The 13,253-nt window shown below is 42.4% G+C and carries 10 protein-coding genes; 3 read left to right on the forward strand and 7 right to left on the reverse strand.

Annotated elements, in window-relative coordinates:
- The first annotated feature begins 279 nt into the window (after nt 1–279).
- Entirely contained in the window at nt 280–1,020 is a 741-nt protein-coding gene (locus tag NOM01_RS06650) for a WecB/TagA/CpsF family glycosyltransferase (RefSeq protein ID WP_255747506.1), read from the forward strand.
- A 319-nt stretch (nt 1,021–1,339) separates the two neighbouring features.
- The gene (locus NOM01_RS06655; RefSeq protein WP_255747508.1) at nt 1,340–2,602 is read left to right on the forward strand and encodes an aminopeptidase P family protein; all 1,263 of its coding nucleotides are present in this window, start codon (nt 1,340–1,342) and stop codon (nt 2,600–2,602) included.
- Between the two features lie 384 nt (nt 2,603–2,986).
- On the opposite strand, the gene NOM01_RS06660 is transcribed toward NOM01_RS06655, so the two are convergent.
- From NOM01_RS06660 to NOM01_RS06670, 3 genes are all read right to left on the reverse strand, one after another.
- Nucleotides 2,987–3,757 (reverse strand): SGNH/GDSL hydrolase family protein, encoded by a 771-nt coding sequence (locus NOM01_RS06660; RefSeq protein ID WP_255747509.1) that lies wholly within the window; start codon nt 3,755–3,757, stop codon nt 2,987–2,989.
- Between the two features lie 121 nt (nt 3,758–3,878).
- The gene (locus NOM01_RS06665) at nt 3,879–4,661 is read right to left on the reverse strand and encodes a flagellar motor protein MotB (RefSeq protein WP_255747511.1); all 783 of its coding nucleotides are present in this window, start codon (nt 4,659–4,661) and stop codon (nt 3,879–3,881) included.
- Nucleotides 4,658–5,491, reverse strand: coding sequence for a flagellar motor protein (locus NOM01_RS06670; protein ID WP_255747512.1), 834 nt, complete (start codon nt 5,489–5,491; stop codon nt 4,658–4,660). The genes NOM01_RS06665 and NOM01_RS06670 overlap by 4 nt, the downstream gene beginning before the upstream one ends.
- 411 nt (nt 5,492–5,902) lie before the next feature.
- Here NOM01_RS06670 and NOM01_RS06675 point away from each other — a divergent pair, with 411 nt between their 5' ends.
- Nucleotides 5,903–7,630, forward strand: a complete 1,728-nt coding sequence (locus tag NOM01_RS06675) for an HD-GYP domain-containing protein (protein WP_255747513.1) — start codon at nt 5,903–5,905, stop codon at nt 7,628–7,630.
- 87 nt (nt 7,631–7,717) lie between these two features.
- Here NOM01_RS06675 and NOM01_RS06680 read toward each other — a convergent pair whose 3' ends face one another.
- From NOM01_RS06680 to NOM01_RS06695, 4 genes are all read right to left on the reverse strand, one after another.
- Complete coding sequence (locus NOM01_RS06680; protein WP_255747514.1) at nt 7,718–8,629, reverse strand: LCP family glycopolymer transferase; 912 nt, start codon at nt 8,627–8,629, stop codon at nt 7,718–7,720.
- Nucleotides 8,630–9,283: 654 nt separating this feature from the next.
- On the reverse strand, nt 9,284–10,291 hold the full coding sequence (gene lacD, locus NOM01_RS06685; RefSeq protein ID WP_255747515.1) for a tagatose-bisphosphate aldolase: 1,008 nt from the start codon (nt 10,289–10,291) through the stop codon (nt 9,284–9,286).
- A gap of 229 nt (nt 10,292–10,520) precedes the next feature.
- Nucleotides 10,521–11,801 carry an Nramp family divalent metal transporter gene (locus NOM01_RS06690; protein WP_255747695.1) on the reverse strand — a complete coding sequence of 427 codons (1,281 nt, stop codon included), beginning with the start codon at nt 11,799–11,801 and terminating at the stop codon, nt 10,521–10,523.
- A 216-nt stretch (nt 11,802–12,017) separates the two neighbouring features.
- Nucleotides 12,018–13,049 carry a YkvI family membrane protein gene (locus tag NOM01_RS06695; RefSeq protein WP_255747516.1) on the reverse strand — a complete coding sequence of 344 codons (1,032 nt, stop codon included), beginning with the start codon at nt 13,047–13,049 and terminating at the stop codon, nt 12,018–12,020.
- Between the last annotated feature and the right edge of the window lie 204 nt (nt 13,050–13,253).

Here is a 13,253-nt window from a genome sequence, read left to right on the forward strand (position 1 = left end):
AAATTCGGATTCGTGTCCAACAAGATAGCAATCTTTTAAGCTTTCTTATACGGAATTATACCACATTGTAAAGACAATACCACTGGTAACTTTACGATATCTAAACAAACAACACAATCCGTTAAAATTAGTTTACAATATTAGAAGCCCTACGCATCAAATTCGGTATTTTTTTGATGATTCAAAGTAACAGTTGGAATCTCTAATAGGATTAAAAAAATAGCAAAAAAGGCAAAATGAATATGATTGCTTCACTTATTTTAAGGATGGGATCAATTTATGAATGAAAAAAAGCAAGTTGGTACGATTTGTATGAATGAATTTCACACAAAAAAGGAATTTACGGATGTATTTACTGACCGCATTATGGATCGTAAACCCATGAACTTATATTTTCTAAATGACCACGGCTATAATATTGCTCAAAAAGACCGCAATTATAACGAGGTTCTTAATCGTGCAGATTACTTGCTTAACGATGGCATCGGAATCAAATTAGGAGCAAAGCTTTGGGGCGTCTCCCTTGAAGAAAATTTAAATGGAACGGATCTTATTCCCCTGCTGCTGCAAAAATGCGCTGAGAACCATTGGTCGGTGTATTTGCTCGGGTCTTCGCAGCATATCGCTCAGACTGCTGCTCAAAAGCTTACTGAACAGTTGCCGAATTTAGTCATTGCCGGTACTCATGACGGCTATTTTTCATCAGAATCAGAGATGGTTGCAACGATTAATCAATCGGATGCGGATATTTTACTTGTTGGTATGGGCATGCCTCTGCAGGAAAAATTTATTGACCGCAACTCCGAATCTCTTGAACCGTTAGCTCGAATCGCCGTTGGCGGTTTTATTGATTTCGCATCCGGAGTAAAGCCGAGGGCGCCGAAAATCATGCGGAAGCTGAATCTTGAATGGTTGTTCCGCATGGCACTGGAACCACGAAGAATGTGGAAGCGCAATGTGGTCGGACATGCCCAATTTTTTTCAAAAGTCATTTGGCTTAAATGGAAGCATAATCGCTGAAATGATGTTGTTTAACCAAGAAGTCATGCGGACAACTTCTTGGCTTTCTACAAAAAGAAAGTATAAAATCGTAAAAGATTGGCGGAAGTTAGAATAAGCGGTCCGGCAATAAGGGAACTTTCGCTAACTAAGGTACGTCCTTGTACACAACGCGAAAGCCATCGCATCCTGCGAAAGTGCGTCCTGCGGCTCACCGGACACTAGGCCGTCCATGGCCGTCGGAACTAAGTCTTCGCCTTCGACTAAGGTTCGGTGAAGATAAGTTTTATAATAATGATAGAATAATAATGGAAAAACTTTAAATGAAAGAAGGATCCGCATGGAGAAGAGCTTTTTTATTCGGAACCGTAGGAAGCTTTATGAAACCTTGGAAGATCAATCGCTGACTGTTCTTTTTGCCGGTGAAGCGGCACATCAGTCTGCAGATGAGAGCTATCCTTTCTATCCCAACCGCAATTTTTACTATATGACCGGCATCGCCGAGCCAAAAGTAATATTCGTTGCAGCAAAATTCGGCGGTGAAATTGAAGAGACACTATTTATTGAGCGTGCTGATCCGTGGATGGCCAGATGGGTTGGCGAAACCATTACGCCTAATGAAGCACAAGAAGCCTCCGGTGTTCAGAACATTGAACTTCTAGACAAATTTGACACGTACATCCGGTCATTTATGGACAGTCGTGTGTGCAACCATTTGTACGCGGATCTTGAGACAAAATCATGGGAATTTCCAGCAAAGCCGTCGAACAAATTTGCTGCTGAATCCGCTGTCACCTATCCATACTTGACCATTCATAATCTATATCCGGTCATCTGTAAATTCCGCGTTGTTAAAACGTCTGATGAAATTGAACAAACGCGGAAAGCAGGAAAAATTACTGCAGACGGAATCAAAAATGTGCTTGTGAACGCCAAACCCGGCATGAAAGAATTTGAGCTGGAGGCTTATTTTAATTTCGTATTAAAGAGCCGCGGCTGCACTGAATTCGCTTTTCCAACCATTCTCGCCAGTGGGTTCAACGGTACCGTTCTTCACTATTCGGCAAACACGGGCACTGCCGCTGATGGAGATCTTGTGCTGCTCGATCTTGGCGCACAGTACAACTATTACAATGGCGACATCAGCTACACATTCCCTGTAAACGGACGATTTACACCTCGCCAAAAAATAATCTATGACATTGTCTTACATTGTAACCAAGAAATAACGAAAATGGCAAAGCCAGGCGTTGCCTTCATGGACTTGAACCGATTTACAATCGAGTTTTACACTGAGGAACTCATGAAAATTGGATTAATTAAAACACCTGAGGAATTGCGCAAATATTACTTCCATGGCGTCAGCCATTCGCTTGGACTAGACACGCATGATGTCGGTCCTTATCGCGAAATGGAGCTGGTTCCAGGTGAAATTATCACGAACGAACCAGGACTCTATATTCCCGAAGAAAGTATTGGCATCCGCATCGAAGATGATTTGCTGATTACAGAGGATGGTTCTGAAGTGCTCACCACCGGTCTGCCGCGCACGACCGATGAAATAGAAGCATTTATGGCCGAAAATAATAGTAATCTAAAATGATCTTTAAAGAAATTAGGAGATTCCGAGGATTCTGCGGGATCTCTTTTTCCATGGAATTGATGTCTTATTTTGTCATTTCCCCGGAAATAATGTTCTAAGCTATTGTAAATCACTAAATCTGCTACAATGAAGAAAAAAGGCTGGCAAAGGAAGATCGAGATGAAACAGAAAAAGATAGTCATCGCACCGGACTCATTTAAAGACGCACGCATCAATCTAGTCCGTACGATTTCTAATGTTGCTCGCGTTTGGCAAATGGCTAAAAAAAGTAATCGTTAATAAACGGCCGGATCTACGTTGTGCCTCTCTTATTACAAGTCAACATTATTAATGAAACGAAAAATCACCAGTGAAAGCCATTCACTGGTGATTTATTTGATTTCATTATTTTAGCTGCCATTGTTTCGTTATATAGTCAATCCATATTTCTCGTCCGGTTACATTCATCGTGTGTCCGTCATCGCCAACAGCATTCGCACGTTTTGATCCTTTCGGCCATTCAGATAAATAGTTAAGCACCGCTATCTTCTGTTTCTGAATATACGTTTTCATCTGGTCGATTCGATCATTCATATAAGGCTGCTTTGATGAATAGTTTGGCGGACTGACCAAAAATGCAGCTTTGGGATACTTATTTTTTACTTTTTCAGCCAGCAGAGTGGCCACTGTCTCCGTATCATCTGTACTTACTTGACGATCGTCATTATAGATAAGCGGAGTATACATCACAAGGTCCGGGCTTCCATTCACATTTTTCATCAAATCCCCAAGCTTCGCTTGATTCAGCACAAGCGAGTTCGACTTTCCCAGATCCTGAACGGTTACTCGGAAAAAGCCTTCTCCAAACGTATCATCGAGCTGCTTTTGCAGCAATAGTGCCAGAGCTTGTTCATTGCTGCTGCCGATCATCACAATCCGAACTTGTCCGTTTTTCTTATAAGCATTCTCGGCAGCATTCCGCAACTCTTTTGGTAATTTTGCAATGTTCTTCTCGATCAATGTTTCCGATTGATCAGCACTCAGTCCCTCGATACTAGCTGTATCGTTTTTAGCCTGCAATGTTATTCGATCCAATTTATGGTTCCAATACCATTTGCCTCCCACCACACTCACGAGGCAAAGCACACAAACCAAAATCAGCCAAATTTTTTTCACTTCCGCCCACCCTCAACTCTATACCATTATGTATATTGAAAAATTCCCCATGCATATAATATATCGGTTGGCAGACCATGTTGCAATCATTTACCAGATAAATCAATGTTTTTCAATACTTTTAATCGGAATCTTGCTGCTCTTCCCGGACGATAACAATATTCACACGTCGATTCATCGCCTTGTGCGCCGCCGTATCATTCTTTACGATCGGTCGGTATTCCCCATATCCGACAAAATGCATGCGCTGCGGTGCGAGTCCGTCTTTATTGATCAGATAATTCATGACTGTCTGCGCCCGCAGACCGGATAATTCCCAATTCGAACGAATGGGCCTGCCTTGATCCCGAAAAGGAGTATTATCCGTATGCCCTTCGATACTGACCTCGTTCGGTACACTATTAAGAATGTTGCCAATTCGTGCCAATACTGATTTAGCATCCTTCTTCAAGTTAGCTTTTCCAAGATCAAACAGAATCTTTTCACGAAAAGTGAGCTGCACACCTCGCTGCGTTTCCGTAAGCGACACGTCCGGGCTTAAGTGATTGTTCTTGATGTACTGATCCAATTGAACGTACAACGCATCCAGCTTTTTTTTGTCCTTTTGTTTTTCCGAATCGCTAATGGACTGAGACTTTTTGACCAGCGGCACACTCGGCTTTGTTTGGCCTTTATCCGCACTCGGATAGCCGATGCCCTGAAGAATTGAATCCCCTTGAAATGATGATTTCAGAGATGAGACAAGCGCATTAAATTTCTGGTTTTCAATACTGCTCATCGAAAACATGACAATGAAAAAGACTAATAACAAAGTGATCAAATCCGAGTAAGTGATCAGCCAACGCTCCGAATTATGACTTGATTCTTCCGGCCGAGTATACCGCTTTTTTCTTGGCTTGCTCATGGCTGACCCGCTTCTTGGAATTCCCGATCTGCGGTTGTGCTGCCAGATCCGCTCGTCAGTTTCTGTTCAACCTTTCGGGATTCTTCTTCTGTTAGGAAAGCATAAAGTTTTTTCTTCAAAATCATCGTGCTTTCTCCATACTGAATAGACAATATTCCTTCAGTCTTCAATTGGCGGATTAAAATGTCACTGGCTAAATTATTTTTGATCTTCGTGTAAATAGGCAAATAAATCACGTTCGCACTGCCCACGCCATAAAGTGTTGCAATAAATGCGACAGCAATTGCCGGGCCAAGTGCGGAGGCGTCTTCCAAGCTTCCGAGAACGTGTACAAGCCCCATAACAGTTCCAATGATGCCCATTGTCGGCGCATAACCGCCGGCAGATTCGAATATGCGGGCAATGGAGAGTATTTTTTGTTCATAAAGTTCAATGTCCCGATTCAATATGTCGTCAATAACATCGGAGTCTACACCGTCGACGACCATCTGAATACCATTCGACATAAACGCATCTGTTTCAAACTTCTGCTGCTCACCTTCCAAAGCAAGTAAACCTTCACGTCTGGATATATTGGCAAGATTAATCAGTTCAATGATCGTATCATCCTGGCGTTCTTTAGGTTTTGTAAATGCATATTTTAAAATAAACGGCGTTTTTGCCAAAATCTTTCCCGGAAAGCTAACAACCACCGCTCCGATTGTGCCTCCGACTACAATCAGAAAAGCGGTGACTTTTAATAACGCAACTAACTCTCCGCCTTCAAGTAAAAATCCAACAAGTAAAGATAGCAATCCGACCAGCAAGCCGATGACTGTTGCCACATCCATGTAAGTCAACCCTTTCCGCTGCTCTAATACCATTCTCATTCTTTATCGGCTATTTTCGCGCTGAATTAAAGTAGTTTCTTAAATTCGGTGCGGCAAACCTATGAACGACTCCATGCTAATAGGCATTATTACCTAATCCAACAGATTACAAGTGAATGCATTGTCAGACTCCTATCTTACTATTGAAAAGTTCAATCGTATATGAGTATCAAATAATTTTCACTTCCGTTTTTTGACATCACTTGTTAAAATATTATTTGTAGCTTATTGTCGAAAAAACGCTAATATAGTCAGTCTCTTTATTTCTTACATTAGGTACCGCCTCTTGTAATGACTATCGCGTTAGTCTGTCTACCGCGGAACGTATCCTGATTTTTCCTAGGAGCTATTGAACGGGAGTGAACGGCACTTATGCCAAAAGTCGTAAAGCTTGAGAACTTGAAGGACGGAAGCATTCTCGCCAAGGATATCTACATAAATTCCTCTGTTCTCTTTAGAACGGGAATGCTGATCACTTCTGAGCTTATTAATTATCTTAAAAGAAAAAAAGTGAGTGCCGTAGCCATTTTCGATGGTCCTTCGATCGCACCGTTTCGAAATACATTTACACCAAAGTCGCGAATGACTGCTCATGAGCGGAAAGAGCTTACTGAACGGTTTCAAAATGAAATGGCTCAAATTGCTGATGAATTACGTTACGGAAGAATTTTGCATTCGGAAACTTCATACCTATGGCTCCAATCACTTTATCTGAAATTCTACTCAAATCCGACTGTTCGTTTTCTACTGGACTGTCTGAAACAGTGGGATCCGATTTGCTATATCCATTCACTTGACGTCTTTGTATTAACAAGCCTCTACTTTAAGCATGTTCATTGGCGGGTAAGTCAGGAATTTCTTCTCGGCTCCCTGCTGCATGATATTGGCAAACTCTATACGCCGATTGAAATCTTATTGAAAACCGGAAAACTTACTCAACGTGAGTATGAAAAAATAACGCAGCATACCGTGGACGGCTGTAGATTACTCGATCGAATGAATTTTCCTGAAGAAACGTGCCGAGTTGCACGTTCTCATCATGAACGGTTAAACGGCAGCGGTTATCCGGATCACCTGCATGTGAAACCATCTGACCGTGATCTTAAATTGATGATGATTGTTGACGTATATTCAGCATTGACGTTGAGCCGATCCTATAGAAAACCGATGCACACAACAAAAGCAATGCAGATCATCCTAAATGACAGCTATAACAATGATTTGTTTGATTTAAAAATTTGTTATTTATTTATTAATTTCATACACATTTTCCCTCCTGCGACCCATGTTTTATTGACAAGCGGTGAGAAGGGCTTTATTCTTGCTAATTCATCAGGTTCTGACATCTTACCGCATGTTAAGCTTGAAAACAGCGGCAAGGTCATCCAACTCCCAAGCGACCTGTCTCTTACTGTCGAAACGATCACCAGCTGGGATAGCAGTGAGATGGTGTTGCAGGCAAGGCAGACATGGAACGATTACGTTAAGTATTTAATTGAGGGCGACAGTGTCAGGGCAGTTGATTGCCTCGATGCACTGTCTGACGGAATGCGTATTGAGGATGTATTTGTGAAGCTTTTTGAGCGTTCATTGGATGAAGTGCAAAAAGGATTTTTACTGAATCGCTTTTTGCAAGCAGATTATATGGTCGCTGCTTTCACGATCTTAAGATTGCTCAGCTGGAAAATGTTGAAAATAACGCACCAGCTTCCGAACACCGATATGGGCGAGATTGTCATCGCAAATTTGGAATCCTTTAGCGGCTTGACACGAGCAAAATTGATGGATGATCTTTTCACAATCAGCGGTTGGAAAACCGATTTCCTTCCTGAAATTAATGAAATAGGCATAATACAAGATCAAATTCAAAGAAAACAGGCACATTATCTTGCCATCTTATGTACAAATAAGCACGCGACCAACCTCTTTAGTTTACTAAAGCATTTGAGAAATGAGTTTCCCAAGTTAACGATCTTTGTCCTTGGAAACCAAGAAGAACTCGCAAAAGAATCCAAAAGAAATAAATTACTGTTCAGCACAAACCTGAGTGAACTAATCGCCAATATGAAGCGCTTATTTGCTAAGAAGATGGGAGCATGATTCTTCTACATAAAAAAACGGGAAGTCAGAGCGTAGCATTAGCATTGCTCAAGGCTTCCCGTTTTCACTATTGTTTCACTTTGAATTTCAGTTATTCAGTTGATCATTAATCATATCATGAACGCGTTGCTTTTCAGCAGAACCAACAACAAGATAATAGATTCCGTTAATTTTCTGTCCTTGGCCTTTTACTTCATAATCAATCGAATGCTTGCGCGCATCACGATAATTAAACGCGAGATTCTTCATATCACTAAAGGTCAAGTTCGTCTTCACATTGCTACCAAGCGCATCGAGAATCTGTGAGTAGCGAGATACCGATGACACATTAGCCATTTTATTGACAATCGCCATGATCACATCACGTTGTCTCTGATTCCGTCCGAAATCTCCTTGTGGATCCAGATGGCGCATCCGTACATAGCCCATCGCTTTTGCCCCTGTGTCCAGAGTAATGTTGCCGCGCGCGTAGTGATAACCCTTTTTATAGTAGCCCTCATCATGCCAATCCAATTTATTATTTACGGTAACCCCGCCGACCGCATCAACAAGGTCGCTCATGCCTTCCATATTGATCTTTATGTAGAAATCGAATGGAATATCGCCTATAAACTTTTGAACCGTATCTTCCGCCATCTTTGTATCACCGTACGCGTACGCAGCGTTAATTTTATCAATTGTGCCGCGACCGACAATTTCGGTTCGTGTATCACGCGGAATAGAAATCATCTGCATCGTTTTTGTTGTCGGATTTAACGTTGTTGCGATAATAGTGTCCGAACGCCCGCGGTCTCCCTTACGTTCATCGACGCCTAATAGAAGCAGACTTATCGGTTTTTTCTGAGTGATCGCATCGTGGTTGCCCTTGCCGCCGGCTGTCTCATACATATCGCCAGCTGTTGACGCAACCGAGTGATACATCCACCAAACATAACCTGCCCCTGCAGCAAAAAGCACAACAATAATGCTGCCGATCGTCAGTAAAATTTTCTTTTTCATGATCTCTTCCCTTTTCCTCGTAGATTCATCTTAGTTATTGAGCACAGCTTGAACTGGCCACCTCGAACAGGTCATCTTTTTTTCTTAGTCGGGATGCTTGCATCACTGAACTTATAGAGAAATCATAACATGCCCTTTCGTTGATGTGAACAATTTCCTAGTCCACCCAATTCTTACTGAAAGATATCTTTCGTTGCTTATTTTAAAAATGAGGGGTCAACAGTGATTTTCTTTGTAATCATAGAAACTCCCAGAGTCTTTTTAATCACAAAGCATATGATCGTTGTTCCCACTGCATCATCTAGGTTTCATTTGCATTGAAACCCAGTCAATCAGTCTCAACTTATATTGCCCTAATTCTATCTTTTGCTGACTCTATTTTGATACCAAGAAAAACTACTGGGCGCTGCCTGGTCCTTAATCTCCATCCATGTGTGATGGTTTTGTGTCTTTTTCGGTGCTGAATCGTCGCGAACCTCCTCAGACAGGCAGGAATCTGCGGGGTCTCGTGCGATCAACAGAGCCGCACCCGCAAGCGTCTCACACCTGCGCGTTTGGTTCACAACCTTTTGCTTTTTCAAAAATCATATACTTTACTTATAAAAAAAGCGCAACGGAATAATTCCGCCGCGCTTTCTTTAATTGAGCAATAAATTAGTCAACGACTTCGATCTTGTCTTTGCCGCCGAATTTTTCATACCAAGGAGTTGCATTTTCAGCAAGGATTGCGTTGAGTTCTTCAACGTTTGCCTTACCTTGAGAACGAAGCCATTTAATAGCGCCTTCTTCTCCACCCTTGCCGTAAGCTTCAACGCCGTCACGCCATGTAGCACGGCCACAAAGTACACCATTGTATTTTGCACCTGCATCGTGAGCGAACACGAGTGTTTTCTGGAAGAGTTCAGTTGAAACGCCTGCACTCAGCCAGATGTAAGGGATCGTTGTCAGTTTGTCAACTTCGAGGAAGTAGTTCTTAGCTTCTTCAGCAGTGTAAACAGGAGCGTTTTCGCCAACGCCTTCTACACGGCTCATGTCAACAGGAACTTCCAATTTCAGAACGTCGATACCATAACGTTCTTGTGTAAAGACCTTGATCGAATCAAGAACCTTTTGAGGTTTAACTTTAGCATATTCTTCTTTGTCCGTAATTTTTTCATCGTAAGTTACGATTTCAAAGAACAGCGGAATGTCTTCAGCTTTACATTCGGAACCGATACGTTCTACGAATGCTTTTTTAACATCGTTGATTTCATCTGGTTCATCAGGGTCAAAGTAAACGAGCAGTTTAACAGCAGTACCGCCGTTTTCTTTGATGCGTTTTACAGACCAGTTAGGAAGAAGATCAGGAATACGACCAGCTTCAGTAGCGTCATAACCTGTTTTTTCATAAGAAGTCAGAAGGCCACAAGATGCTGCGCGCGCTTTACCTGCAGGAATGCCATATTCTGGGTCAAGCAGAATAGCACTTGCATATGGAGTCAATTCTTTAGATACAAGCGTTTTGAAATCCGCCAATTCTTCAACCGTAGCGTCTTTGCCTTGTGCTGCGCCGATCATTCTTTTCAAAGAACCACGTTGGTCAATTGCCAATGCTGCAATTACACCGTTTTTGTCAGACAATTGTTCGAGAAATTCAAACTTGCCTTTGGAAATTTTAACCATTACCGATAACCTCCAAGAATTTATTGGACAACTAACATGTCCGATACATTATAAACAAACGACAAACAACCGTCGCACCTTCTCAGGTGGCCTATCGCTTTTATCTCACAATCTTCATTTTACGTCATTTTCTGTCATAAAGTCAATTTCACAAATTCAATAATCCTGTGAACAATTTTTTTACTGCTTTACACCTGTTTTCTCACAGTGCAAAAGCATTGAATAAATCCTATCCAAAGAATGTTTGGTAGAGCAGAAAGACATTCAGACAAATCACGACAGCCGCAATACACCAAGCAGTGAAGGTTGTCAGCTTATGGTTCACGAGCTTGCCCATAAGCTTTTTATTGCTGGTAAACACAATAAGCGGGATGATCGCCAGTGCGATGCCAAAGGACAAGACAACCTGACTCATGACAAGCGCTTTTGTTGCGTTAGCCCCCGAGATGATCAATATGAGCGGCGGCAGCATCGAGCAGACACGACGCAGAAGGACCGGAATACGTTTATGAATAAAGCCTTGCATCATAATGTCGCCCGCAAGTGTACCGACGGATGAACTTGACAAGCCTGCAGAGAGCAAACCGACACCGAACAGAATACCGGCAATCGGTGCAAGATACGTGCTGAACCCTTGAAAAGCAACGGTTAAATCATTGATGACTTCCTTACCGTAGAAAGTAGATCCTGCAACGGTGAGCATAATAGCGTTAATTACACCTGCGATAATCATCGCAATTAAAATATCAATCAATTCAAAGCGAAAAATTTTCTTACGTTCTTCCGAGTTCCGACCAATAACACGCCGACAGGTCAACCCCGAATGCATATAAATCGCATGCGGCATAACCGTAGCCCCGAGAATTCCTGCCGCAAGCAGCACACTCTCGGTTCCTTGAAATTGAGGAACGAAGCCTTGAACAAATGGCTTAAACTCCGGTAAAGCAAAAAGTATTTCAAAGCTGAATGCAATGACAACAATAAAAACCATCAAGGCGATAACCATTTCAAGCGGTCTGAATCCTCTGATTTGAAACATGAGAATCAACAGTGCACAAATCGCCGTCAAGATCGCAGATGGGATCATCGGCAGACCAAAAACAAGATGAAAGCCAAGTGCCGCACCGATAAATTCGGCGAGATCTGTTGCCATGATCATAATTTCACCCTGAAGCCAATAAAAGATCGAAACTTTTCTCGGCCAGCGGTCACGGATAATTTCCGGAAGATTGTGTGAGGTTGCGATCCCAATTTTGGCAGATAACATTTGGATAAGAATTGCCATTAAGTTGGAGATAACAACCACCCAGAGCAGCAAATAGCCAAATTGCGAGCCTGCCTGAATATTTGTTGCATAATTGCCTGGATCAATATAGGCGACTGCCGCGATGAAAGCAGGGCCAATGAATGGAAGCATTTGTCTCCATCCCTTTGCCCCGCCAACAGCTTGTTCAAATGATTGCGGGTGCGGTTCAGAATTGACCGCATCGGAAGATTGTCTTTTGTTCATAGTCTTTTGTTCGAATTGGTTCAGTCCGGTCTTCTGCTGTTCTTGATCGGACATGACACTCCTCCTTTTTTCGCTCTGCGAACATAAGTTTCTCCAGAGAAACTTATGTGCCTATAAATAACCTACTTTATTCTTTTACATAATGCAACTAGTTTTTACTCAAAAATGTCTTATGTAAAAAATTTATTTCAATAAAAGAACATAATTTTTACAAAATCAGCGGTTTTTTTCAGGAAGGCGCACGAAGCACATATAGATAAAAACCACGGCGCACAGCGCGCCATAGAGAGGATAAAGCGTGGAGATTAACGATGCGTAGCCGAATTGTCCAATAAAAAAGGTACAGATGATCAGACTCAGCATGGCAAAGCGAATTGTGAACAGTGTTGGAAATACGCTGTGCAGCTGGCGAGTCAAGCCGAAAATATTGCCGACAAAGGTGGTCAGTATTTCTCCGAAAATAACACAGATAAATGCAGCATGCATTAATGTTCCGAGCGGGCGCACCATCTCTGCCATCGGCAATTCAAACAAACCGATATCGGACCTACCAAGCATCATGAGATGAGACATAAGCAGAATCATTGCAAGCCCGCATCCTCCGAGAATGCCGCCAAGACGAATCACCTGTTCATCTTTAAACTCCTTCGCCATCGGTACAAGCACAATAAGTGCGGTGGACAAATTAAATGCTGAGTAATTGAACGCAGAAAACAGCCAGTGGATATGGCTGGTTTCAGGAAAAAATTGAGCACCGGCTTTGTTTATCCAAAAAGTAACCAGGACGAAACCGACCAAAAGAGGCACAACCAGCATGTTGACAAACAACAAGCCTCGAACACCCCTAATCAGAAATAGAACGCCTAGTATAAGAGCAAGCACAATGCCGAATTGCCTGCCCCATCCAAGCTGCTCGCCAAAGACTGCTCCTGCTCCGGCAAGCATCACACCGGTCATGCCCAATATGATAAAGAACAGCAACGCTTGAATGACAGTCCCAATTCGTTCGCCAAATAAAGCGGCAAGAAGCTCATTAAACGAGTAAGCATCTAACCGTTTTGCATACACCATCATTTTCGTCCCAATCCAAGTCATGAACACGCCGCTTAGGATTGCACCAATCGTACCGAACGAATGATATTGGGTAAAAAATTGAATGATCTCGCGACCAGAGGCAAAGCCGGCACCAACAACGGTCCCGATGAACGTCGCCGCAACCTGCAAAATGCCAATTACTTTGTTCTTCATCTGATCGTCCCTTTCTGATTCCGTCATGCCCGGTTTTCTTAATTCATCCTATGCGCGGCTTGTCCCATCCATACCTCTATCTAATGGCCTTTACAAAGGCTATGAGACACTTTATACTTGGGTAGTAAATCATATGATTGAGAAAGGGGACATGTTTTATGGCGAATCGCATACGTACTGCCGCATACAATCTCATTGTCGCGT

The organism is Sporolactobacillus sp. STSJ-5 (assembly GCF_024385605.1).
Taxonomy (GTDB): domain Bacteria; phylum Bacillota; class Bacilli; order Bacillales; family Sporolactobacillaceae; genus Sporolactobacillus.

Excerpts from the sequence above, each read along its gene's own strand:
- NOM01_RS06650 (WP_255747506.1), top strand. The coding sequence starts at position 280 with ATGAATGAAAAAAAGCAAGTTGGTACGATTTGTATGAATGAATTTCAC.
- NOM01_RS06680 (WP_255747514.1), bottom strand. The coding sequence starts at position 8,629 with ATGAAAAAGAAAATTTTACTGACGATCGGCAGCATTATTGTTGTGCTT.
- lacD (WP_255747515.1), bottom strand. The coding sequence starts at position 10,291 with ATGGTTAAAATTTCCAAAGGCAAGTTTGAATTTCTCGAACAATTGTCT.
- NOM01_RS06675 (WP_255747513.1), top strand. The coding sequence starts at position 5,903 with ATGCCAAAAGTCGTAAAGCTTGAGAACTTGAAGGACGGAAGCATTCTC.
- NOM01_RS06655 (WP_255747508.1), top strand. The coding sequence starts at position 1,340 with ATGGAGAAGAGCTTTTTTATTCGGAACCGTAGGAAGCTTTATGAAACC.
- NOM01_RS06690 (WP_255747695.1), bottom strand. The coding sequence starts at position 11,801 with ATGAACAAAAGACAATCTTCCGATGCGGTCAATTCTGAACCGCACCCG.
- NOM01_RS06670 (WP_255747512.1), bottom strand. The coding sequence starts at position 5,491 with ATGGATGTGGCAACAGTCATCGGCTTGCTGGTCGGATTGCTATCTTTA.
- NOM01_RS06665 (WP_255747511.1), bottom strand. The coding sequence starts at position 4,661 with ATGAGCAAGCCAAGAAAAAAGCGGTATACTCGGCCGGAAGAATCAAGT.
- NOM01_RS06695 (WP_255747516.1), bottom strand. The coding sequence starts at position 13,049 with ATGAAGAACAAAGTAATTGGCATTTTGCAGGTTGCGGCGACGTTCATC.